This is a genomic window from Peribacillus sp. YIM B13481 (assembly GCF_042787985.1).
Lineage (GTDB): Bacteria > Bacillota > Bacilli > Bacillales > DSM-1321 > Peribacillus > Peribacillus simplex_A.
Genome location: NZ_JBHZPE010000002.1, coordinates 255,286 through 279,735 on the forward strand (window position 1 = coordinate 255,286; position 24,450 = coordinate 279,735).

The 24,450-nt window shown below is 42.0% G+C and carries 24 protein-coding genes and 1 pseudogene; 4 read left to right on the forward strand and 21 right to left on the reverse strand.

Annotated features, from left to right (window positions below; genetic code table 11):
* Window positions 1-437: 437 nt before the first annotated feature.
* The 3 genes from ytxJ to ACFX4X_RS02715 form a co-directional block, all read right to left on the reverse strand.
* Window positions 438-764, reverse strand: coding sequence for a bacillithiol system redox-active protein YtxJ (gene ytxJ / locus ACFX4X_RS02705; protein ID WP_284470008.1), 327 nt, complete (start codon window positions 762-764; stop codon window positions 438-440).
* 133 nt (window positions 765-897) lie between these two features.
* On the reverse strand, window positions 898-1,470 hold the full coding sequence (locus ACFX4X_RS02710; protein WP_377381356.1) for a YtxH domain-containing protein: 573 nt from the start codon (window positions 1,468-1,470) through the stop codon (window positions 898-900).
* Between the two features lie 48 nt (window positions 1,471-1,518).
* Window positions 1,519-2,028 carry a DUF948 domain-containing protein gene (locus ACFX4X_RS02715; RefSeq protein ID WP_061464413.1) on the reverse strand — a complete coding sequence of 170 codons (510 nt, stop codon included), beginning with the start codon at window positions 2,026-2,028 and terminating at the stop codon, window positions 1,519-1,521.
* Between the two features lie 227 nt (window positions 2,029-2,255).
* Here ACFX4X_RS02715 and ACFX4X_RS02720 point away from each other — a divergent pair, with 227 nt between their 5' ends.
* Window positions 2,256-3,368, forward strand: coding sequence for an aminopeptidase (locus tag ACFX4X_RS02720; RefSeq protein ID WP_377381359.1), 1,113 nt, complete (start codon window positions 2,256-2,258; stop codon window positions 3,366-3,368).
* 53 nt (window positions 3,369-3,421) lie between these two features.
* Here ACFX4X_RS02720 and murC read toward each other — a convergent pair whose 3' ends face one another.
* The 6 genes and pseudogenes from murC to ACFX4X_RS02750 form a co-directional block, all read right to left on the reverse strand.
* Window positions 3,422-4,726: a UDP-N-acetylmuramate--L-alanine ligase gene (gene murC / locus ACFX4X_RS02725; protein WP_061464415.1), complete on the reverse strand. Its 1,305-nt coding sequence runs from the start codon at window positions 4,724-4,726 to the stop codon at window positions 3,422-3,424.
* 285 nt (window positions 4,727-5,011) lie between these two features.
* On the reverse strand, window positions 5,012-7,828 hold the full coding sequence (locus tag ACFX4X_RS02730; protein ID WP_377381364.1) for a DNA translocase FtsK: 2,817 nt from the start codon (window positions 7,826-7,828) through the stop codon (window positions 5,012-5,014).
* Between the two features lie 423 nt (window positions 7,829-8,251).
* Window positions 8,252-8,457 (reverse strand): annotated as a pseudogene (locus ACFX4X_RS02735) (amidohydrolase); the annotation flags it as partial.
* A gap of 201 nt (window positions 8,458-8,658) precedes the next feature.
* A complete protein-coding gene (locus tag ACFX4X_RS02740; RefSeq protein WP_317776934.1) occupies window positions 8,659-9,465 on the reverse strand; it encodes a DUF1444 domain-containing protein in 807 nt (268 codons plus the stop codon).
* A 50-nt stretch (window positions 9,466-9,515) separates the two neighbouring features.
* Entirely contained in the window at window positions 9,516-9,827 is a 312-nt protein-coding gene (locus ACFX4X_RS02745; RefSeq protein WP_377381367.1) for a thioredoxin family protein, read from the reverse strand.
* A gap of 114 nt (window positions 9,828-9,941) precedes the next feature.
* Entirely contained in the window at window positions 9,942-10,448 is a 507-nt protein-coding gene (locus ACFX4X_RS02750; RefSeq protein ID WP_089363613.1) for a hypothetical protein, read from the reverse strand.
* A gap of 123 nt (window positions 10,449-10,571) precedes the next feature.
* Here ACFX4X_RS02750 and ACFX4X_RS02755 point away from each other — a divergent pair, with 123 nt between their 5' ends.
* The gene (locus ACFX4X_RS02755) at window positions 10,572-11,021 is read left to right on the forward strand and encodes a YtoQ family protein (protein ID WP_089363612.1); all 450 of its coding nucleotides are present in this window, start codon (window positions 10,572-10,574) and stop codon (window positions 11,019-11,021) included.
* A gap of 141 nt (window positions 11,022-11,162) precedes the next feature.
* Here ACFX4X_RS02755 and ACFX4X_RS02760 read toward each other — a convergent pair whose 3' ends face one another.
* The 3 genes from ACFX4X_RS02760 to ACFX4X_RS02770 form a co-directional block, all read right to left on the reverse strand.
* On the reverse strand, window positions 11,163-12,032 hold the full coding sequence (locus ACFX4X_RS02760) for an AraC family transcriptional regulator (RefSeq protein WP_377381371.1): 870 nt from the start codon (window positions 12,030-12,032) through the stop codon (window positions 11,163-11,165).
* 141 nt (window positions 12,033-12,173) lie between these two features.
* Window positions 12,174-12,746, reverse strand: coding sequence for a DUF84 family protein (locus ACFX4X_RS02765; protein ID WP_377381406.1), 573 nt, complete (start codon window positions 12,744-12,746; stop codon window positions 12,174-12,176).
* A gap of 32 nt (window positions 12,747-12,778) precedes the next feature.
* Entirely contained in the window at window positions 12,779-13,852 is a 1,074-nt protein-coding gene (locus tag ACFX4X_RS02770) for a M42 family metallopeptidase (RefSeq protein ID WP_061464424.1), read from the reverse strand.
* A 182-nt stretch (window positions 13,853-14,034) separates the two neighbouring features.
* Here ACFX4X_RS02770 and ACFX4X_RS02775 point away from each other — a divergent pair, with 182 nt between their 5' ends.
* Window positions 14,035-14,352, forward strand: coding sequence for a PepSY domain-containing protein (locus ACFX4X_RS02775; protein WP_125160196.1), 318 nt, complete (start codon window positions 14,035-14,037; stop codon window positions 14,350-14,352).
* Between the two features lie 48 nt (window positions 14,353-14,400).
* Here the strand turns inward: ACFX4X_RS02775 and ACFX4X_RS02780 are convergent, their stop codons facing one another.
* Together ACFX4X_RS02780 and trmB are read right to left on the reverse strand one after the other, a co-directional pair.
* Window positions 14,401-15,246: a YtnP family quorum-quenching lactonase gene (locus ACFX4X_RS02780; protein ID WP_284470003.1), complete on the reverse strand. Its 846-nt coding sequence runs from the start codon at window positions 15,244-15,246 to the stop codon at window positions 14,401-14,403.
* 261 nt (window positions 15,247-15,507) lie between these two features.
* Window positions 15,508-16,146, reverse strand: coding sequence for a tRNA (guanosine(46)-N7)-methyltransferase TrmB (gene trmB, locus ACFX4X_RS02785; RefSeq protein WP_061464427.1), 639 nt, complete (start codon window positions 16,144-16,146; stop codon window positions 15,508-15,510).
* A 252-nt stretch (window positions 16,147-16,398) separates the two neighbouring features.
* On the opposite strand from trmB, the gene ACFX4X_RS02790 reads away from it, so the two are divergent.
* Window positions 16,399-16,674 (forward strand): YtzH-like family protein, encoded by a 276-nt coding sequence (locus ACFX4X_RS02790; RefSeq protein ID WP_089363608.1) that lies wholly within the window; start codon window positions 16,399-16,401, stop codon window positions 16,672-16,674.
* Here ACFX4X_RS02790 and ACFX4X_RS02795 read toward each other — a convergent pair whose 3' ends face one another.
* From ACFX4X_RS02795 to pepV, 7 genes are all read right to left on the reverse strand, one after another.
* A complete protein-coding gene (locus ACFX4X_RS02795) occupies window positions 16,675-17,457 on the reverse strand; it encodes a phosphotransferase family protein (RefSeq protein WP_284470002.1) in 783 nt (260 codons plus the stop codon).
* A 291-nt stretch (window positions 17,458-17,748) separates the two neighbouring features.
* Window positions 17,749-17,871, reverse strand: a complete 123-nt coding sequence (locus tag ACFX4X_RS02800; protein ID WP_284149540.1) for a hypothetical protein — start codon at window positions 17,869-17,871, stop codon at window positions 17,749-17,751.
* A gap of 772 nt (window positions 17,872-18,643) precedes the next feature.
* On the reverse strand, window positions 18,644-19,651 hold the full coding sequence (locus ACFX4X_RS02805) for an NERD domain-containing protein (protein ID WP_377381378.1): 1,008 nt from the start codon (window positions 19,649-19,651) through the stop codon (window positions 18,644-18,646).
* A gap of 21 nt (window positions 19,652-19,672) precedes the next feature.
* A complete protein-coding gene (gene thpR, locus ACFX4X_RS02810) occupies window positions 19,673-20,230 on the reverse strand; it encodes an RNA 2',3'-cyclic phosphodiesterase (protein ID WP_377381410.1) in 558 nt (185 codons plus the stop codon).
* A gap of 295 nt (window positions 20,231-20,525) precedes the next feature.
* On the reverse strand, window positions 20,526-21,764 hold the full coding sequence (locus tag ACFX4X_RS02815; RefSeq protein WP_284470000.1) for an Nramp family divalent metal transporter: 1,239 nt from the start codon (window positions 21,762-21,764) through the stop codon (window positions 20,526-20,528).
* Between the two features lie 291 nt (window positions 21,765-22,055).
* On the reverse strand, window positions 22,056-22,910 hold the full coding sequence (gene dat, locus ACFX4X_RS02820) for a D-amino-acid transaminase (RefSeq protein WP_284469999.1): 855 nt from the start codon (window positions 22,908-22,910) through the stop codon (window positions 22,056-22,058).
* A gap of 21 nt (window positions 22,911-22,931) precedes the next feature.
* Window positions 22,932-24,344, reverse strand: a complete 1,413-nt coding sequence (pepV, locus tag ACFX4X_RS02825; protein ID WP_377381382.1) for a dipeptidase PepV — start codon at window positions 24,342-24,344, stop codon at window positions 22,932-22,934.
* Window positions 24,345-24,450 lie beyond the last annotated feature (106 nt).

Sequence of the window (24,450 nt, forward strand, 5' to 3'; positions counted from 1 at the left end):
GAACATCCACCCCGATTGTTTTATCAATGAAAAATTTAGAATATTTCATGTATGATTAAATCAATTATAAATGAAGTGTCCATAAATGTCACTATATTTTTCTTTAATAATTAAACGCTTTTAAGCATTAAAGTTATAAATACTTAAAACTAGGTGCCGCTCATGCCAGAAAAACGATTACACAGAATATTGAAACACGATCCGTTGTAGGAATTATATTGGAAATAGAACAGGAAAGCTATCATTTAATTGATCATTTTTCACAAGAACATAGAAAAGTTTAAATCTTCTGCCACTTGTCCGAAGGAGAAATATTTAAAGAGTCTTTACGAAAGGGCCTTCCCTAGAATAGGTTTCCCCAGGATTAACATCCTTAGGCCCGCCAATCAATGGAATAATAAAAGGCCGGATCCCCTATCTGGGATCCGGCCTTCCATTCATTCTGTAATGGCTTTGCTCAATGAATCATATGTAATCCGCCAATGAGATTCATTCCAGGCCGGTTTTCCACTTTTAAAAAGGATGGCCTGAGGTGATTGATGTTTGATATCAAATGTTTCTGCCACATAATTGGATAGTGGACGAGCTTCCTGAACGGCTAAATAGGCCGTTTTAAGTTGTTCGTTCTCTGAGATGTACTTTTCATATTGTTCATATGCTTCAGCACTGACCGGGCATGTTACGCTATGCTTGAAAAGTAGGAAAGTATCCTCTTTTAAAAGCTGATTGAATTGTTCTTCTGTTTCAATTTTGGTAATCTTCATAATGCATCTCCTTTCCTTGTACATATAAATTTTACCATCAAAAAGGCGGTGAAGCCATCGAAGCGCTTCACCGCCTTATTCTACGTAACTTTATGTCACTTCATCCCTTTTAAAAGAATGGAGGGTCAAGAATTTATTTCGTTAGTTTATTCTCTGTTTCATCAAATGCCTTTTTCGCTTCATCAAGTTTTAATTTTGCCGTATTCTTGTTTCCGCTTGTAGGATCGGCAGGATCAGTTTCCGAGTTGCTGCCGTTAGCAAAATTCGTTTCTACAGATACGATAGGAGAATCGGAAGTTCCCGTCACATCTATATCCTTATTGCTCGAATTTGTCGTATCATCAGCAGAGTCGCCGTTTTCTTTTCCCGTTTTTAGGCTTTTCACTTTATTAACGATATTTGAAGATTTATTTGAAACGATTTCCGTTACGGAGCTTGTTTTTTCTTTTGCAGTATCAGCAAGAACCGTACCTTTTTCCATCGCCGTTTGTCTTAATCTTTCCGTTTTCTCTGAAATGTTTTTAGCTTGTTCATTGAAATCGTTCCTTAGTTCCTTGCCTGTTTTGGGAGCCATGAACAAAGCAGTGGCCGCTCCGATCATCCCGCCGATCAAGGCGCCAATCATAAAGTCCTTAGAATTGATCGAGTCGCGTTCGTCCTCATATGATTTCTGATAGTCCTTTGTCTGAAATTCTTTTTGAGTCATAATACATTCCCCTTTCAATTTTCAGTTCATTTTTTATATAACTAGATTTTATGATCTAGAACGTAAAAACCTTTTTTTAGGCAGGTTATCGGTTTCCAGTGCTTCCCTTTCTAATTCCGCACTTTCAGTTGGGGTTGGGGCAGCCTGTTTGCTTCTAGTCTTCCATTTATCCCTAATCTCTAAAGCTACATTACTCCATTGTACAATCTGTGAGATTCGTTCTTGATTATTATCAATCTCAGCCTGCACTTTATGGGAAACCTTTTGGATGGAAGAATTAAAGCTTGAGATGGATGTACCTACATCCTTCACAGCATCCACCACCGTGTTCAGGTTTTCTGACTTTTGCTGCAAATCTTCAGCCAACGTATTCGTTTTATGTAATAACTGGGTAGTTTCGAGCGTTATGCCCTGCATTTGGCTCTCTAGTCCTGTCAGCGTCCGGGCCACACTGTCCAGGGTTGTTTGAAGCGATGTCAGTACCTTTGTCAGGAAAATAACAAGGACCAAAAAGGCTATCGCTGCAACAGCAGCACTTACGTATAAAATAATCTCCATTGGAACACCTCCGAAAAAATCGACTTATTTAGTAGCTGTTAGATATTAATTACCCCTTCCCTATTATTATAAACGTATTTATTTTTTCAATATACCCCATCAAACCCTAATCTGGAAATATTGTTGCCTGCATCCAGTTCCTCCATGAAATTCATGGGGTGACACTTATGGCTGGAAATCGGGTATGATAGAAAGATAAGTCGAATTTAAACAATGGAGGTATTTTTATGAAAGATCCCAGAATTGAAACATTGGCTAAAAATTTAATCAATTATTCCGTGAAGCTTCAAAAAGGTGAAAGAATCTTGATCGAAAACTTTGGATTGCAGCGTGAGCTTGTTAACGCCCTTGTGAATGAAGCCTATGCAGCTGGTGGTTACCCATTCGTCCTTTTAAAGGATCACCAAGTCGATCGTGCCTTGTTGATGGGTGCCAAAGAAGAACAGTACAAGATGATGGGTGAGTTTGAAGCAAACGTAATGAAACAGATGGATGCCTATATCGGGCTTCGTGCCGGGGATAATATCAATGAACAATCCGATGTCCCTCCAGAGAAGATGGCGATTCATGGACAGACAGTCGGTAAAGTACATAGAAATATCCGCGTGCCAAAAACAAAATGGGTCGTACTTCGCTACCCGACAAATTCCATGGCCCAATTAGCCAAAATGAGCACTGAAGCATTTGAAGACTTTTATTTCGAAGTCTGCAACCTCGACTATGGCAAAATGAGCGCAGCAATGGACAGTCTTGTCGAATTGATGGATAAAACGGATAAGGTCCGCTTAACCGGGCCCGGAACGGATCTAACCTTTTCCATCAAAGACATTAAAGCCATCAAATGTGCGGGTGAGCTAAACATTCCTGACGGTGAAGTATATACGGCTCCTGTTAAAGATTCCATCAATGGAGTGATTTCGTATAATACTCCGTCCCCTTATCAGGGCTTTACTTTTGAAAACGTGAAGTTAACATTCAAGGATGGAAAAATCGTTGAAGCGGCTGCGAATGATACGGATCGCATCAACAAAATTTTTGATACTGATGAAGGCGCACGATATGTCGGTGAATTTGCAATTGGTGTAAATCCTTATATTCTACACCCGATGCAAGATATCCTCTTTGATGAAAAAATTGGTGGAAGTTTTCATTTCACTCCCGGACAATGCTATGATGATGCCTTTAACGGAAACCATTCAGACATTCACTGGGACCTGGTCAATATCCAGCGGCCTGAATATGGCGGCGGGGAAATACATTTTGATGACGTCTTGATACGTAAGGACGGGCGCTTCGTTTTACCCGAACTGGAAAATTTAAATCCAGAAAATTTAAAATAACAAAAATTCCAATAAAAAAACGACCGACCCGTGCTAACGGATCGGTCGTTTTTTTATTTTACCTGCAGTGAATGCTCGTAGGCTGCTTGGAACTTCTGAATGTCCCCCGCACCCATGAATAACACGACACTGTTTTCATGATTTTGCAATATTGCAGTTGTGTTCTCCGTTATCAGCTCGGCACCTGGAATTTTATCTTGAAGGTCCTCAATCGACAACTTCCCTTGATGTTCACGGGCAGATCCAAAAATTTCACATAAGTATACTTTGTCGGCCAAATTCAAACTGTCGGCAAATTCATCCAGGAATGCCTGCGTTCTCGAGAAAGTATGCGGTTGGAATACCGCAACAACCTCACGCTCTGGATATTTTTGACGAGCAGAGTCAACAGTTGCCGAAATTTCAGTCGGATGATGCGCATAATCATCAATGATGATCTGGCTTCCGATTTCCTTTTCGGAGAACCTGCGTTTAACTCCGCCAAAAGTCCGCAATTGGGCTTTCACAGCTTCTTTATCCAAGTTTTCATATTTACAAAGTGCAATGACACCAAGTGCGTTCAACACATTATGCTTTCCAAATGTAGGAATAGTGAATGTATCATAGTAATTGTTCCTTACGTGCACATCAAAAGTGGTGCCATCCGGAGTGACGGAAACATTTTTCGCTTGGAAATCATTTCCTTCTGCAAATCCGTAAAAAATAACTGGTACTTTAGCCTGAATATGTGGTAAATGCTCATCATCCCCGCACGCAAAAATGCCTTTGTTGACTTGAAGGGCCATCGTTTGGAAAGCCTCGAACACGTCTTCGACATTGGCGTAATAATCAGGATGGTCAAAATCGATATTCGTCATGATTGCATAATCCGGATAATATGAAAGGAAATGACGGCGATATTCACATGCTTCGAACACGAAGTAATCAGAATTCACGATTCCTTTACCCGTTCCATCCCCAATCAAAAAGGATGTCGGTTTAGGCCCGCCCATTACATGGGCCAGTAAGCCGGTCGTCGATGTTTTACCATGCGCTCCCGTAACCGCCACGCTGATAAAGTTTTTCATGAAATCACCTAGGAAACGGTGATAACGGATGATCGGCAAACCAAGTTCCTTTGCCTTCATGATTTCCGGATGACTATCCGGAAACGCATTTCCTGCAATGATGGTCATTCCAGGTTGAATATTTTCCTCGTTAAAAGGAAGGATTTTAATCCCGGCTTTTTCTAATGCCAATTGTGTAAAAAATTCTTTTTCGTAGTCGGAACCCTGCACTTCAATATTCATATCATGCAGTATTTGTGCAAGAGCACTCATACCCGACCCTTTAATTCCCACAAAATGGTAAGCAGTCATAAAGCGAACCTCCACCAATCGTCTACCTGTATGACAGTATATGACGTCATCTTTTATTTGTTTTTTCATTACGAGACTTGTTAGAAACGCAATTTCTTCATAGTTTTTCATGCTTATATTTTCAATCATTCATCAACAAAAAACTATTATATCACTTTTTTATTCATTCATCCATGTCAGGGAGGTTCCAATTTATAAAATCATTGGCTTTTGCCTCAATTAACGTGATAATAACAAGGTTTTCACCCTTTTACATTATATACAATTTCCTTTTAATAGGTTCTCTTAATTAACATGTAAAAATTCCAGTTCTTCTTCCGTAATCAAAACATCCCTGGGCCTTGAGCCCCTGGATTCAGAAACGACTCCTTGCTGCTCCATCATTTCTATTAAACGCGCTGCACGGTTGTAACCGACACGGAAGCGCCTTTGGACACTCGATGCAGATGCAGCCTGTTGGCTCACGACAAATTCACATGCCTCGAAAAATAGTTCATCCGCTTCTTCCGTGACCTGGGCCCTGTTCAACAAGTCTTCCTGTTCAAACAGATATTTAGGCTGCTGCTCCAGTTTGACATGGTTGACAACTTGATCGATTTCTTCATCACTTACAAAAGTCCCTTGCAGGCGAACCGTTTTTGAAGAGCCGTTTTCAGCAAATAACATATCGCCTCTTCCCAACAGTTTTTCCGCACCTCCGCTATCGATGATCGTACGGGAGTCGACTTGTGAAGAAACCGAAAAAGCGATCCTTGTCGGGATATTTGCCTTGATCAATCCAGTTATGACATCGACAGACGGTCTCTGAGTGGCTACAATCAAATGAATGCCACAGGCCCGGGCCTTTTGAGCAATCCGGCAAATCGCTTCCTCTACATCAGCCGGGGACATCATCATTAGATCCGCAAGCTCATCGATGATCACTAGGATATAAGGCAGCTTGCTTGAAAATTGACCGGCTTTTTCCGCTTGGTCATTAAAGCGGGTGATATCACGTACACCGGCATGTACAAACAATTCATAACGCCGTTCCATTTCCTCTACCGCCCATTTAAGCGCGGCCGTAGCCGCTTTTACATCGGTTATGACTGGACTGACCAAATGCGGGATTCGATTATATGGGGCAAGTTCGACCATTTTGGGATCGATCAACAGCAATTTCAACTCCTGCGGCGTCGCTTTATACAGCAAGCTTACCAGCATGGTGTTGATACAGACACTTTTCCCCGATCCCGTTTGCCCGGCTATCAATCCATGCGGCATCTTCCTCAAATCCGTGATTATCGGCTGACCGGATATATCTAGACCCAAAGCCACAGCAAGCGGTGATTCATGCTCTTGAAACTCATTACTTTCCAAAACCTCCCGCAAAAATACCGGCTTGCTTTTCCTGTTCGGAATCTCGATCCCAATTGTATGTTTACCCGGTATAGGCGCTTCCATCCGCATATCCTGAGCGGCAAGGCTTAATTTGATGTCATCCATCAGGTTCGTCACTTTATTCACCTTCACACCGGGTTCCGGATGCACCTCGAATCGGGTTACTGCCGGTCCTTGAGTGACATTGACGACCTTAGCACGGACATTGAAGTTTTTCAAGGTCTCATCAAGTAATAAAGTCTGTTCTTCGAGCCACTCATCATCATGCACAGCATAAGTGGGAGGTGTCAGCAACTCGATATCCGGAAACACATAGTATGGATTATCATCGGCTTCAACGGAACCAAACACTTCCGGGGTATCGCTCTGCCAACCTTCTGCTGAAGCCTCTATATTATCAGCTTCTTGATTCCTATTTTCAGAAATGTGATGTCCCTGTTCAAATGTAGGCTTAAAGACAGGAGTCGAACCGATATTGGATTCAGCTGTTTTGTCAGGTACTGCGACCGTTACGTTGCCATATTCAGTATCCACTAAGGTTGAGGGTTCTTGAATGACCGGAGTCTCCTCCTTCGACATAACTTTGCCATCCTCCGGTTTCCGTTCAGGAATGGAGGATGGTTTCGCTTGTCCTGCCTCCGTTTCATCAGCATTGATCAGAGATCGCTTATCAGGTGAAACGATTACCCTTTCGGCATTAGGGCTTTTTTTTTCCGGCAGCATTTTATTCATGAACTCATTTTTTTCCCGGTCTTGCTTAAGCATCATCACATTAAATGGGATATGTTTTTTCGGACGATTAGGCTGTTTTTCCGGTTTTGCCTCTGATGGATCACTTTCTGGATGGATCCCGTGACTTACAGGTGGTTGAGTCGATTGTACCGGGACCGATATAGCTTCAGCCGGCTTGTCCATGATGGATACAGCGACTTCGCGTCCAAAATCAATTGGGTCCTGTTCATAAGACTCTTTTTCTTCCGCATGCTCATCTATAACAGGCTCGCTTACTGCTTCTTCAGGTCGTGCCTCAATGGACTTCTTACGAAAGAAAGCGGGTATCTCCGCCCCTTCCCTTTTTTTTTCCGCTTGCTCTTGTACAAGAACAGATGGTTTTATCGTCAATTCCTCAAAGGCTTTTGGGGTTTCAGGGATGGATCCTGGAATCTCAATATCGTGTTCTTCTTTATTAAGGACGGGCAATTTGCTTTCTAATTCATATTCGACAATTCCTTCAGAAGGGACTATCTTTTTTTCCGGACGACGGAACCCATAAATGGGTGAAGGGATTTCCGTTGGGCGGAATGGAGTATTTGAAGGGACTATTTTCGAGTTTTGCTCCCGATCTAAGCTTCTCCGTTTTGTTTCGGGATCCCTAACAGGCCTTCTCGTTTCTTTGGTCACATTCCCCTGCTCTGGTTCGTGATTTTCCCTGTTTCTTTCCCTAGGCTTTCTTTTTTTCTGCTCCCGGTCAGGAATGAGCGGAAACTTGAACTGTCCTTTGGGATATTGAAACAGGATTTTCGTATCCGGATCTGGAGTCTGTGACATTTTTTCCACTGTTTGATTGTAAACTTTTATTTCTTCTTTCTTTGACTTCGGTAGCTTCGAAAAATCCATATTTCTTAATGTCTCTTCATCAAGCGGTTCATCTATAATAATTTCTTCGATTTCAATAATTTCCTCTGCTTGGAACCATTTTTTCATCTTATTTAGCCATTTCAAACGTATCACTCTTTCTACATCTGTAGTTATGTAACTAATTCTACCAGTTATTTTTAAAATATCGAGAAAATTTAAGCTAAATTGGGATTTGTATCTGCTTTTTTATCGTATTCTTTACTAACTCTACCTATTCCGCAGAACTCCTATCCTATTAAACCCCTTGTGGAATGAGTTTAAACCTATCCATTATGAAATACCCTCAGCCTCTAGTCTACTATTAAAATAAAACACCGCTGTTAAATCACGTTTACAATGAGATTAAGTTTACATGCAAACCGGGTGGAGACTGGTCAAATCATTGCATTATCCTTCATGGAACCTCCGGTGGCATCCAAACTGCCGAAGCCTATAAAACACCGTTCGTTAATACTGAACGGTGTTTTGTGGGTTCCAACGTTTTTTTGCAAAAAAAGACCAATGGTACTATTCCCATTCATAAAAGCTGCTTACAACCTGCGCCACTGATTTGGAAGCGATCAAAGGGCATCATCATCAATATCGAATTTAGGATGGTGATTGAATTATGCCTTCTCCATCCCTTTCGGTTTACAGCCGATGTAAAAGAAGCAGCCTGGAATCTTTTCTGCATAATACGAAAAATCTTCTGAACCTGAGAAAATCGGAAATTCCTAACCTTCTTAAGATCTTTGTCATTCATGCTTTCCAGGCTATTTTTCACGAAACCATTCAGTTCAGGGTCCTTGTTGGAAAATGCTTCACTTTCTTTTAGTTCAACTCTATTAAACTTGTATATACTTCTCCATAAAAAACAGGACCGCTGCCAAGCTGGAGTTCTCCATGCTGACACGGTCCTTATGTTTTGCAAGATATTATAGTTCACGCTTTTTGTTTTTACCCAAAATGAAGATGGGCTCCAGCTCATTTTCTTCATAAAGGAAAGATAGAGCCGTTATCGGTACATGACCGCTGGCAAAGAAGCTCATGGCCATTTGCGCAAGAATATCATAACCCGTATCATTCTTCACATCGGCAATGATGATGACATCCTGATGCGGAATGGCCACGGCCATGGTTCCCTCGACCTTATCCTTCATTTCCCGGAGCCAGGATTCATTTAGGATTCTGCTGGCATCATATCCGTCATTCGTGTTCAAAAAATAAAATGCATTACCTGCAACGATATCCGACTTCATTTCAGTTGAGAGGGAACGGGCATTGAAAAGGGCAATTTCACGGATCCTGTCACCCTGCCAATTTTCCCGTTGAAGCATCTTTTCATCTATAAGGCGGTAGGTCTTCCCTAAATCAAGGGCATAGAAAATCCGGGTTTCAGCCGTATGCTCATCGAATAAAAATGGATTTCCGTCTTCCGATTCCATAGGAAAGGAGGTTGAGCGGATGACTGGGAAAATGGACTTCTCCTTGCCTTCCATGCTGTGATCTTCCCCCATTACATTCAGGGCCTCTTCCACATAATAGGTAATTTCATCGATGGCTTTTTCCTGTACGTTTTCATAGTTAGCAAGTACAGGAGGCAACTCGATGGTGATCCCCTTCCCGGTCTTCACATTTTCCACACGTAACGTATCTTGCTTGCTATCGAATTTGAAAGTGCGATTAACATCTTTTAAACGTTCCTTCAAGATATTTTTCAGCTTCGTGCTGTCCATTTTCATGATTGACCCTCCTCTTCATTGAAAAATCCCCTGCGAGAAGGGGAAATTGATTATAGTGATTGAATGAATTCCTCAATTTGTTCTTTTGTTTTTCGGTCCCTGCTCACGAATCTACCTAGCTCTTTGCCATTATCATAAGCGATGAAACTTGGTATACCGAATACATCATTAGCTGCACACACATCGATGAATTCATCACGGTCCACATGAATGAACGTAAAATCAGGAAATTTCGTTTCAATCTCCGGGATTATCGGTTCGATTACACGACAATCTCCACACCATGCTGCTGAAAAAAGAAAAATATGTTTGCCTTCATTTTTTAATGCATCAAATTGCTCAATAGTTTGTAAATTTTCCATTTGAATATTCCTCCTGCTCTAAATGACAGTTTATATAATCCCATCATACCAGACTCTCCCCTAATCAACCATTAATATGGATCGGTTGAATGGCCGGAAATTTCGGGGTGCATTTTATTTTTGGGGCACAGATGAAACGACTTGCATCATTTGTTTCGCATCGGTTTTTAAGTGGTCTTTATCCGTTTCGGTTGTCAGCTTGACCGCACCAATCCCCACCGCAAGCTCATACTTTTCCTTCGATGCCTCTTTTATCGAGATAAAGCCGAATTTTTCATCATTTTGAAAAGAATGCAGCACTAAATATTGATCCCCCTGCAACTTTGTTGCCAAAAATAATACGGAGCTGTCTTCCTTTTCATTTGGATTGACAAATAATATATATGCCTTATCACCTTTTTGTAAAATCAAATTATTTTCATGTTCTTCTACTACATTAAAATCCTTTGGCAGATAGACCTGAATAAGCCCTGCCTCGATATTGGGCTGTTTTTCATCGTCACGAAAAGCCACTTCAGCAGCCTTCATCGCCTTTTCGGTTTGTCTCTCGATGCCTGAGCAACCAACAAGCAAACTGCTAATTAACACGAAAACAAGAAATTTTTCATTCGATAAAGCCATCGTCATTCCTCCAGCCTTCTCTTGTACTCACTTATGGATACTATTATCCTTATTTATGGAATTCATCCATTTTCTAAAAAACATGATACAATGAAAGCAATTTAAATACCGAGGAGGAAAACTATGAAATTAACCGTGTATCTTGCCGGGGAGATTCATTCGAATTGGAGAAGTGAGTTGAGAGATAAGGCCGCTGCCTTGAAGCTTCCCTTAGAATTTGTCGGTCCGATGGAAAACCATGAACGCTCCGATAATGTTGGTGAAGATATTCTCGGAGAACAGCCGAACCCTATTCTGAAGGATGCCGCCGCTTCCCAAATCAATAATTTACGGACAGGTCTTATGATGAAAAAAGCTGATCTTGTCGTCGCACTGTTTGGCGAGAAATATAAACAGTGGAATACTGCCATGGACGCTACCACCGCCGTTTCCCTGGGTAAACCGCTTATTTTGATTCGCTCAGAATCCCATCATCATGCCTTAAAGGAATTATCGGAAAAGGCGAGTGTCACGGTCGAATCCGTGAACCAAGCCATGAAGGTGCTCTCTTATATTTTTGAAGATGGGCGGTAATTCTTCCTGGCCAAGAGCTTGACCCCCTATGTGGATTGATTGATAACGAGAAAGGTCTATACCCAAATAAAAAGCTTGTAGGGAAAGTGAGATGAACCTAATCTCCCTACAAGCGAAAAACAATATTTTATGAGTTAAAACTTATCCCTTTCTAATGGGAATCCAAATTTCCGAGTAATAATCAGGATTTGATGCGTCATCATCCGCATATACTTCCAATTCAGGTGTCCCGGCATGTTCATAACCGCTGGTAGGGAACCATTCGGAAAAAATTTGCTTCCAAGCTTTTTGAATGGCATCCGGCATTGGCCCGTGAACTTCAAATACAACCCATTTGGAAGCCGGTATCGTAAGTGTTGAAAACTCTTCAGGCACTTTTCCGGCATACTCTGCACCTATCCAATAATCCATTGTTTCATTTTTTTCCACTGCCCGCTTATCGACACATACACCAATCAAGCCATCTATTTGGCCATTATTCAACTTCCCTAACCTATCGCTGGTTCCATCCGCATTCACTTTATCCCACAATATCGGAATCCCAACCAAATTTTCTTCATTAACCAAGGAAAACTCTTGCTTGATTCCAATCAATTGAAAGGAATCTCTTTCGAGGATATTGTATTTCATCGGTTTTGCCCCTTTCAAAATCACCTGTATCACCAGGCGTTCATAGAATTTCAGCTTCCCCATATACTTTCGGGCTTCACTTGGAGATACTCCATGCTGCCTTCGAAAAGCTTTTGAGAATGCCTCGGGAGTGTCATAGCCATACTTGTAGGCTAAATCAATGACCTTGCCATTTGTGGATGAAATCTCCTGGGCCGCTAATGTCAATCTTCGACGCCGGATATATTCACCAATCGAAATATCCGTTAAAATGGTGAATGTCCTTTGAAAATGAAAAGCTGATGCATTCGCTTGCCTGGAAATGCTCTCGATTGTCAGATCCTCCAATAAGTGCTCCTCGATATACTCGATCGCCTTCTGGATTGATTCAACCCACCCCATTCCGCTCACCCCTTGTCATTTATACTAGCAACCCCGCTCAATAAAATCCTGTCAGATCCTGCTCTGTTTTGGCAGTATTCTTTTTTCATGATTCGAACCCGCATTCGCCGATCCGAAGTATGCATTCGGTCATGACATGATTCAAAAATCCTCTTTTTTCATTTTCAGCTTATACTCGTGTTGACCGGCAAGCATCCTCATGATATGAAGGAACATTTCCCCCCTGGTGATTCGCTCATTTGTAAACACGCCGATCGCCCCTTCCTTTTTGCTAATATTCTCTTGCTTTGTGAAGGCGTCCATCACCGGGCCCAACTCTTGACCGCCCAGCAGCTTCTCAGCAACAATTTTGGGTAGTGGGATTCTCGCTCCGCCAGCTACAAAGACCTTACCGTCTCTCGTGGCCATCGCACCCCAATTACACAGAAATAGGCCCTGTTCCATTTTCACGACACCGCCTTCAAGTCCGATACCGATTTCAGCATCACTGTGAATTAAGCAATTCCGGGCACGTGTCATTGCCCCATCCAACGTTTCCTCATCTGAAAATGGCTGGTCCGAGACCCCGCTTTCCACTTGAAGCGAAATGATTTCAGCTTCTACATATACATCAAGCACTGCCTTTACTTTCGCCGGATTTTTACTGCCTACTGCTATTTTCAATATACTTACCTTCCTTCTATGTAAAAAAAAAGCTGCTGGAAAAGGATACATGACAGCATCCCTTTCCATTTCAGCTTCCTCCATCAACCGTTATTTATCAAAGTCTCAAATGTCGATTTATCGCAGGAACGAACCAATTTCCCAATCAGTTCACGTGCAGCGGCATAATCATCAATATGAATCATGGATGCATGTGTATGAATATAGCGCGAGCAAATACCAATCACCCCGCTTGGAATTCCTTCATTTGCAATATGGACCTGCCCTGCATCCGTGCCTCCTTGGGAAACGAAATATTGATACGGAATATCATTCGATTCTGCCGTATCAAGGATGAATTCCCTCATGCCGCGATGCGTAACCATCGAACGATCAAAAATGCGGAGTAGTGCCCCTTTCCCTAGCTGGCCAAATTCGCTTTTACTGCCGGACATATCATTCGCCGGACTTGCATCTAAAGCGAAGAAAAGATCCGGTTTGATCATATGAGCTGCAGTCTGCGCACCCCGTAATCCCACTTCCTCCTGCACGGTTGCTCCGGAATATAAGATATTCGGTAATGTTTCATCTTTTAAATCTTTTAACAATTCGATTGCAAGTCCGCACCCGTAACGATTATCCCACGCTTTTGCAAGGATTTTTTTCTCATTGGCCATCGGCGTGAATGGACAAATCGGTACAATCTGCTGACCGGGCTTAATACCGATTCGCTTCACGTCTTCCTTATCATCCGCTCCGATATCAATCAGCATATTTTTGATATCCATCGGTTTTGAGCGTTGCGAATCATCAAGCAAATGAGGAGGAATCGAACCGATTACACCAATGACCGGGCCGTTATCGGTAATGATTTCGACTCTTTGGGCCAAAAGCACTTGACTCCACCAGCCTCCAAGGGTCTGAAAACGAATCATTCCATTTTCCGTTACGGAAGTGACCATGAAGCCCACCTCATCCATATGCCCGGCAACCAGGACAGTCGGCCCTTCTTCATTCCCTCTTTTTAAGCCAAATATTCCGCCAAGGCGGTCTTGGACGACTTCATCCGAATACTTTTCCAGCTCACTCCTCATGAAACTCCGAACTGCATGTTCATTTCCCGAGGCTCCTGGTAATTCCGTCAACGTTTTAAATAGTTCTAAAGTCTCATGATTCATTTTTTTACCCCTAACCTATGTATTGTATTGTTACTTACTATTTTACAGAACTTAGCTTCATGTTACACTAGAAAGTTCTAATTTATCAGTTAATGGTTAAAATTTCAAATTATTAGTCAAATAATGTGTTCTTCTGTATACTAGTGGGAGTGGTTTTAAAAAATGCAATGGAGGAGAAATAAATGAATTGGAAAACGTTTTTACTAGGTACTGCAGCCGGGTTTGCCGCTGGCTATGCAACAAAACAAATATTGGATCAATCAAGTAAACCTTCTCCGGATAAAGTCTTGGCCCAAGTGAAGGAAACAGTCAAAAAGGATGGAAATATATATGGCTCATGGATCTTGATGAAGCCGGAAAACTATACAAAAAATGATTTGGACTATGAAGTGTACAAAGGCGGGATCACTAGAAACACAGAGGGACAACGCGAGCAATTCGAATTTATTGCAGATGCCTCTACAGGAACGATATTGGAACTTAATGCACAAAATGATTGATACAAAAAGGAGGGCAGTCAAAATGACGTCCTCCTTTTGCTTTCCCGCTTACCGTTTCCGTTTCAATTCGGCTATTATATCCTTACCCGTTACATCCCACTTGATGGCACAATAGTGGGCATCATGGTAAAAGCTGTACCAGGACCCATTTTCGAGTCCGGATTTCATCCATTTTTCCTTCGCCTCGATGGAAGTCATAGGATAGTCGTCATAAGCGAGGACCCAGAGGACATTCGCATGCGCGTGCGTCGGCATGATATCTGCCATGTGGATCAATCTATCCCCGCCATCTTCAATGATGATGATTGCATGTCCATCACTATGACCCCCAGTATGGACCATTTTAATGCCGTCCGTAATTTCTTGCTCCCCTTCAAAAGGACGAACAAGAGAAGCGACCGCCTCCCAGTTTTCTGCCCAATATGTACTTTTTGAACGAATATTCGGGTTTTGCATTTCTTTCCATTCAGTTTGGGTCGTAATAATTTCTGCACGCTCGAAAACAGGAACCCAAGTTTCACCTTTACGTTTCGTTAAACCGCAGGCATGGTCGAAATGTAGATGCGTCATTAAAATGTAATCGATATCATTTGGCTGAATCCCAAGTCTGCCAAGATCTTCAACAAGATTGGATTCCTCCGTCACCCCAAAATTCCGTCTTTGCTTGTCATTCATCTTTCCATTACCAATACCGGAATCTATAAGCATGTTCAATCCATTTGCCTGCACTAAAATCGGATCAGTACGTAACTCGATTTGGTTATTTTCGTTAACAGGATACTTCTTGGCCCAAAGCGGTTTCGGTACAACACCGAACATCGCGCCACCATCCAAGTGAGTTACACCGCCATTCAACCATGTTAATTTAATTTCCCCTATTTGCATCGTTTCCATTTTACCCCTCCTCTTCCTTTAGTTTAACACCCGCTTCCAGATATTGAAATTGATAACAATCCATCTCGTTCTCGTAAATCCAGGAAATCCATAGTAGGACGATAATGGTGGATACATTTCAATATAATCTCTCTTGAGTTTCCTTGACATCCTTGATGATTAACAGCATTAATCCTGTCTTTTACATAAGAGAGATATGAACATTTTTTGATTTTAACAAACTAAAAACCAGATGCTGTGCACCTGGTTTCTGAACGATGATTATTGGAACATTGCTTCCAATCGGTATATCCGGTTGCCTTTACTCGAGAACTTTTCTTCATATTCAGTCATGATATTCCCTTCAAAACTGCTGTTATGCAGATCAAGGCTTACATATTTCAAGAGCATGCCGTATTCGGAAATGCTCTTCAAGGAAGATTCGAATAACCCTTGGTTATCCGTCTTGAAATGAATCTCGCCGTTGTCTGGCAGGATTCCTTCATATACTTCGAGGAATGTCTTATACGTTAACCGACGTTTTGCATGGCGTGATTTTGGCCATGGATCAGAGAAATTCAAGTAGACGCGATCCACGTCACCTTTTGCAAAATATTCACCTAAGTTCGCTGCGTCAACATTCAACAGCTTTAAATTCGGAACTTCTGCTTCAATCAGCAAGTCCAGTGCAGCTACAATGACGCTTCTATATACTTCAATTCCAATGAAATTCACATCAGGATGGGCTTTTGCCATTTCTGTAATGAAACGGCCTTTCCCCGTACCCACTTCAATATATAACGGATTATCGTTACCAAAAACTTCATGCCATTTACCTTTATGGCTCACTGGCTGATGAATTACATATTGTGGAAAATCATTCAAACGGTCTTCAGCCCAAGGTTTATTTCTTAAACGCATGATGACACCCCTATTTATAATATAATCGTTCAAACCATAACACGAGTGGATGGATTCCTGCAAGTTGATTTTTTCAGGAAAAGCCTGCATGCACCCACTGAACAAATAAAAAAACTGCCGGCCATCCAGGCGACAGTCTCTGTAGTTTTCATGTATAAAACTTTCCGCAAAACACACCATAAATAAGTGAAGGGCAGGCGAGAACCACCTGGAAATCCCTAGAATCCATATTTAAGAAAGGAGAGGTATTAAATGCCGATTTCCCATGAACATCAAATGTCACTATTAAAAGATATATTAACCAATCATCAAAAAGACTGCTGCGGATCCGTTGCTGAATGTGAACAGGTTGAAAGGCTCGTCAAATCCTTAATGATCAACATGGATATTGACAGCAATGTGAAAACGATACTGACAGAGATTTACGAATACAGTCAGACAGGCATCGGTACCGCCGATTTGGATGCACATATATCAACCCACCAGAACGACTTGTCCCAGTGGGTGGATGATATAGATCAATTCTGATCAGTCAACCATCAATAATGCTTCAAGTTTTTGCAGTAGTTCATTTCTTTCCTCGTACCGCTTTCTACGATGATGCCATTGGATGGAAAGCACAAGTTGTGAAACCGTGTGCCATTTCATCCTCATCTCCAGGCCTGCGTCAAGCTTCTTGCCATAGCGGGCAAGCCATTGATTCCATTCTTCCCTTGGGACATATGAATACAGGAGTATGCCGAGGTCAATGGCCGGATCGCCAATGACCGCTCCGTCCCAATCAATCAGGAACAATCCGTCGGTTTCGGTCATGAGCCAATTATTATGGTTCACATCACAATGACAGACGACTTTTTCGTCGCATTCAATCAACAGAAGATTGTTCTGTAAAAAATGGATGGCTTCCTTGATAATCGGAATATCCGTAACATCCGAAGTTAACCCGGTTTCTATGTCTGTAAGTATACTTTCAGGTCGTAAAGGGGATTTCCCAAGCCTTTTGAGCATGCTTAACAAAGGATTGGATTGATGAATTTTTTGAAGCAGCTTTGCGACTCTTATATTGTTCATTTCCTGCTGAGATAGCTCCCTGCCTTCCATCCAATGCTGGGCCGTAATTACATCCCCATTTTCCAGGCGTTTTGTCCACATTAACTTTGGAACAATGCCCTCAGCTGAAAGAACAGCTAAAAATGGCGATGAATTTCGTTTAAGGAAGAGCTTCTGCCCTTCTTTCTCGGCAATAAAGGCTTCTCCCGTAGCTCCTCCAGCAGGGGATATATCCCACTCCTGACCTAATAAATGTTCCAACTGGTTCACCTTCGATTTCCTCGCTTAATCATACAAATATGGGTACGTTCACCTAGTGTATGTAATACCACTACTTTGAGTCCATGTTTAATAAAAAATCCGCCTGCTGGCGAAGCTGCATATATACGTGCATCGGGATGATACCCGCAATTAAAAACATCCTCATTTAGAGAAATAAAAAAATAGCTATTGAGCAATTAAACAATAGCCATAAATTAAATTTTAGTTGAAAAACGGTTTCTTCGTCAAGTACTATAGAACGATTATACGCATAAAACAAAAACAAATAAATCATTTCATATTTTTGCATGGAATATCATCCTTGAACATAAAGCGGATTTTCTCTTTCAGAACCACTGCAGCTGCTTCATCCATTCCAACAATTTCCCCATCAGACTGGATTTTTACCGACACGTGATTCCTCATTGTTATCATTTTACCAGAAAAAGAATCAACATTTTTAATATTTAGGTGAAATGAATACGGTCAATAATATCAACCATGTAATATCATGGACCGCAATCACATTCAACCTGACATCATCCAGCTTTGACATGTTGAAATTTTCATTCTACCGCCAAAGTATGGCTGGTACGCAATGACAATGAACCATACTGTTTCAAAAGCTGCCGATTTTCATCAATGAGCAACTCCATACCGCTGGGCTGATAAGAAAATAACTTTTTTATAAAAATGAGCAGATAAATTAATTTACCCGCTCTGACAAAATTAAACCATTTTTTCAGAAGGGAACGGCCCCTTCAGCGGAAACTTCAGCATCAATTCCCATGCCAAGGCTATTCATAAAATAACCAACCTTATCATTCGACTCGAACTGTCTATTGGCCACTGCACTAAATCGTTATCCTAAAATAAAGGAAGGCCTTCTTCCACACTCTCAGTTTTTTGAATGCCCCTTACATAATCATAGCCAGACTCAGCCGCAAGGGAGCCGATGATCGCAGGAGAAAACCAATTGCGCCATTTATCATTTCATTAATGATTGATCTCCCCCAGCAGCGATCATCCGGGTTTCCTGATTTGTCCCTGATAGTATTTCCTTCGTCAATCTTAGCGTTGCCTCTTTTCCCTTGTAAAAAACACCTCATAGGGAACAGCTTTTGATTTCAGTATTTCCTCGGCTTTCTTCCCAGCCATTGGATTGACAATGAAATACAGCGTGTCATTAAGGGGCGGCATGTTCATTTCCCTCTGTTTGGTTATATTCGGCATCCCATTCAGGTCGCAGGCTGGATGTAGTTTGGCAATATTCCAGCAATGCCTGTGCGCCTTTTAACTGCTGTGCCTTAAGAGGAGATGATATATTCCGCAGCCTATCAAACCAATACGGGAAGGTCCGTTTATCCAATATCGTAATATCATTAGGAGCTTTGGGATAATCCACATATCCATTCCGGGATAGAATCACCTTCTTAATCGGCACGTTCACTTCATAAAGCTCAAATAACTGGGAGACGATGTTCCCCATCCGATTTGCGCCCAGCAAAGGGTTAAGCACTTTTTTATCAGGATGCTTATGATGCCTGCGGACCCAGAACCGATCACTCCCACCGATGAAAGCAGCGTCTTCCTCGGCCTCCAGAAAAGTGATGCACCAAGCGTCAACTGGGGTCAATAAAATGACATCGACTTCAACAGGAGCATTTTTCAATAGAAAAATTGGTTTATATAATACAAGAAACGTATCCGGAAAACGCTGCAGAAAAAAGCGGAGCCTTTCATCCAAAAAGAATGATTGGTCCATAAATGACTTTTCTCGAAGCGTCGAACTTCCCCATTTCATTTGGAAGCGGAGCAATTGATTTAAAAAATTCTGCTTTAATTCATCCAGACTGGCCGGACGGAACGGAAACTTTAATGAAAATACATTCGTATTTTCAACTTGGTTCTGTATTACCAACTCTTCCGCCTCTGCCTCCTGTTTATCTGCCCTGTGGAATATGCCTTTCACCCTTTTAAACAGGCCCTTTGACCCTTCCTGTGAAGTATCAATCTTGACCTGTGTTCCACTTTCAGCATATTCGCTATACAACCGATCTAGCTCACCCGCATTATAAGCAGCCTTCAATGTATCCCATTGCTGTTTTTTCAACCGTACAAATTGTGTTGGATATCGATAAATATCCTGCTCATACCGGGAAATATAATCCTGCATCTTTATGAGCTGTGCCATACAGCCACCACCCCTCTCACTCTATTTTTCAAGGGGTATTGTGAAAATCTTCTCGTATGACGGCGAGGCTCCAAGATGTGTTTGATATAACGCAACCTGGTCAGCTTCAAAATGCTTATCCTCCAAATTCGCCATCCGCCGGACGCTCTCCAACGAAAAGGGACTTTCCCCCTCAAATTTTCTTGCCAGCGTTATATGAGGCTTAAACGGCTTTTTATCAAGTTCAAAACCGGCCTCGATACATGAATTATAAATTTTTCTTTGAATGGTAAAAAGCCTTTCTTGCTGGTTGACACCTGCCCATAGAATCCTTGGACTCTCACTCTTGCCAAAACCGCCGATATCGCCGAGTTTCAAACCAAATGAGGCCTCATTAGCAAGCTTGCTCTCCACACGCTCCAAAGCGTCCTTTTTCAATGGATCGGGGGCATTGCCCAAAAATGCCATCGTAATATGATAATCCGCTGAATGCAGCCATTTCTTAAATGGAAAGTCTGACCTCAGTTGTTCCGTAACAGCATTTAAATAAGACTTAATATCATCAGGTAATACTAAAGCAAAGAAAAAATGAGTATTCATGGTCACAAACATCCCTTCCTGTTTTCCCATTAATTTTACCATAATCCCCATTGCCTATACTTTCATGGACTTCCTTATAAATATGCCCTCCATCAAAAAAAGACTGGAATCCCTGCCTTCCATACTGTGAACGAAGCTATAGAGGAAGTAATCCTTCAGAGGGATTGTTCATAATAGTTTGGGGCGGATTATTGCAAGGAAGGACGGATTAACAAAAAAACTGCACCTCCAATTGTTAGATGTTGTCTAACAATTGGTGTGCAGTCAAAATGTTCCTTATCTGCCTCTTCTCCTTTTAGCTGAACAGCGTTTCGTAAAGAAGGAACAAATTCAGTCCGATGATAAGTACAGCTATGAGCCAAGCAGTGCTTGAGGTGATTTTGTGATTGACCAGGTTGCCCATGATTTTTTTATTGCTTGTGAACATGATCAATGGCACTAAGGCAAACGCGATGCCAAACGAGAGTACAACTTGACTCATCACAAGTGCTTTAGATGGATTCACTCCCCATAATATTATCAGCAGAGGCGGGACCGTCGATATGGCCCTTCTCAAATAGATCGGTATATGTCTTTTAATGAATCCCTGCATGACTACATCACCTGTCAATACACCAACGGATGAGCTGGATAAACCGGCAAATAATAAGCCTATTCCAAAGAGCATCGCGACAGAGGGTCCAAGCATGGCACCGAATTGTTGATAGGCAACATCCAAGTCCTCTACAGGTATTCCATTCTTATGAAATAGGGCAGCTGAAACAATGACCATTGCGGCATTGATCCCACCTGCAATCAACATGGCGATGATAATATCAATTAGCTCAAAACGAAAAATTCTTTTTCTTTCGAAATCGTTTTTACCGACAATTCTCTTCTGAGTTAAAGAGGAATGAAGGTAAATCGCATGTGGCATAACGGTAGCTCCAAGCATACCTGCCGATAGTAAAATACTGTCCACTCCCTCAAATTTTGGAGTGAAGAGTCCTAAGACAACGGATGAAGTGTCAGGTTTCGCATAAAAAACTTGAGCACCAAAGGCAATCACCACAACAAATATCATGACCGTGATCAAGGCTTCGAATGTCCGATAACCTCTACGCTGGATTTCCAAAATGGCAAAAGAACCAATCGCTGCAATAATGGCCGATGTGATGAGCGGTAAGTCAAATAGCAAATAAATTCCCAGTGCCGCTCCTATGAATTCAGCTAAGTCCGTTGCCATTATGACTGCTTCGGCTTGAATCCATAATAAGAAAGATGTCTTTTTCGAAAATTTCTCCCTGCATAACTCAGGTAGGTTCTTTCCTGTCGCTATCCCCAATTTAGCGGATAGTGATTGAATCAGCACAGCCATTAAATTAGATGCGAAGATAACCCATAATAATGTATAGCCATATTTAGATCCGGCAGTAATATTGGTAGCATAATTCCCTGGATCAATATAGGCCACAGCTGCTATAAAGGCCGGCCCTAGATAAGGAAGCAGTTGTTTGATCCCTCTCGAGGAAGATTGATGCAATACATCAGACATTTCTATTTCAGCTCCTTTTTACACGCAACTTAAATTGTTGCAACGGGTAAACTTTTTAGGTTATTAGCAATTATATTCCTGGATCTTGAAAATGTCAAAAAATTTTTTTTACATGAATTTAACTGCATGAGGTGGATGTTTTTAACGTGAACGAAGGCGTGTAAAAAGAGGTTCGGACACTTCTGACTTGAAGTCAGGCAATTGCACTATAAAAATCTTTCATGTCCGGCTTTAAAGTAGAAGCATTTAAAAAAAATCCCCTTGCCAGTTTCGGCAAAGGGGGGTTTGTATCTATTTAACCGAACCGCATTGCCTCTCGATTTCCTCGGAAAACAGTTTTTGAATTCTTTGGGTTATCGGACCGGGTTCCCCGGCTGCAATCGATTGGCCATCGATATTTATAATTGGTGTCACTTCGACGCTTGTGCTCGTATAAAGGACTTCATCGGCTGCCATCATGTCCTCGACAGTGAAGGTCTCTTCGACATAGGGAATTCCATGCTCAGCGCAAAGTTTCAGCATCACCTGACGGGTAATTCCATTCAGGATCAAGTTGGTGGCCGGATGCGTTTTAAGTAGTCCATCCACCACGATTGAGACATTTGACGAACTTCCCTCCGTAACCGTGCCATCTCGATGCTGGATCGCTTCATCACAGCCAGCTTCAACCGCTTGCTGTTTAGCCATTATATTACCAAGTAGATTTAAACTCTTAATATTACAGCGCAGCCAGCGTATATCGTCGGTGGTAACAGCCTTGACCCCTTGCTTCATTTTTCCTGTATAAGGCGTTTCCTTCGTATAGGCTACAAAGACCGGTTCCACCTCAGCAGTTGGAAATGAGTGTGTTCGCGGAGATACGCCCCTTGTCAGCTGCATATAGACGATACCGTCCTTCAGTTGATCTTCAGCGATCAGCTCTTCCATGCGGGTTTTGATTTCCGCTACAGTAAAGGGAACTTTCATCTGAATCAACTTCGCACTGTCCATCAGCCGGTTTAGATGCATGTCTCCCGCAAATAATTCGCCATTATAAACCCGGATGACTTCATAGACGCCATCACCGAATTGATATCCCCGATCTTCAATGTCAACCTGTACTTCGGACCTGCTTTTAAGGTCGCCGTTAAAAATGATTTTTCCCATGTCTTTCTCCTTCTCAGCCTTTTATTTAGCCAATTCATGAATGGCACGTGCATAAATGGACGTGGCCTTTAGCATATCTTCAATATCAATATATTCATCTTTTTGATGCGCAATATCTTCGCTGCCAGGGAAAAGCGGGCCGAATGCAACACCTTCTTTCAATGAACGGGCGTAGGTGCCGCCGCCAATCGAAAGAAGCTCAGCTTTATCACCTGTCTCCGCTTCATAAACTTGCTGCAACGTCTTAATCAAGAAGCTTTCACTGCTCACATAATGTGGAGTAGAATGCGAATTGGTCTTCACTTTCAAATTATATGCCGCAAGCCTCTCTTCCAATGCCGCCTTTTCCTGTTCCCACTCAAACGTCACTGGATAGCGCATACTGAAACCAATCGAGCTGTCCCTTTGTTTAGAATAATTGAAAACGCCGGCATTGACCGTCAATTCTCCTGTTTGCTCATCCGAATAAGCCACACCTAAATTATTTCCACGGGAATCTTCAAACAAACGATCCTTGATGAAAGTGAAGTAAGCTTTCGCATGCGGATCAAGAGTGAGATCAGCTAAAAAGTCGGCTAAATGCAGACCTGCATTTATTCCATTTTTCGGTTCCATCGCATGTGCCGAGACACCATTCATTTCAAGGAGCACTTGATTTTTTTGCGGAACGGCCTGGCCCTTCAATGAGTATTTTTGCAAATAAGCCTTATAGTTTGCCACTACTTCAACTGGATTAGCCGCTTCCAAAGTCGCCGTAGCAAAATCCGGTACCATATTCGTCCTTCGGCCTGAAGAAAATTCCATAACATTCACGTTTGAGCTCGTACCATTTCCTGCATCGGCAGGTTGGATAACCGAGAAATCCCAAATTCCCTTTTCCGCACTGATGATCGGGAAGTCAGCATCTGGTGCGAAGCCCATCGATGGCATTTCCTCCACTTCAAAGTACCGGTCAACGCAGCGCCAGTTCGATTCTTCATCCGTTCCAATGATCATCCTTACACGTTTGTTCAAAGGTTTTCCTAGCTCCCTGACTAGCTTCATTGCATGATAGGCAGCCATCGTCGGTCCTTTATCATCGATTGCCCCACGAGCATATATGCGGCCATTACGGATTTCAGCGCCAAACGGATCCGAACTCCATCCATCTCCTTCAGGTACCACGTCGACATGGCATAAAATACCGATTAACTCCTCGCCTTCACCCATTTCAATATGGCCAGCGACATTATCGACATTTTTCACAGTAAAACCGTCTTTTTCGCCTAATTTAAGCATGTAATCAAGCGCTTCCTTCACCCCTTTACCGAATGGGGCCTCCTCTGTCGGATGCTCTTCATCCAATACACTTTTTATTTTCAATAAGTTTTGTGTGTCCAGTAATAGGTCCATTTTCCGTTTTTCAACTTCTTCTCGCCAATTCAATTCACTCAAAATACGTCAACTCCTCTTTTATATATATTTTACATTTTATCACTTTTCCTATCTGATTCGCCAAGCGTAGCTATCTTTTCTTCGTATTCCCGTTTTATTGCGAATG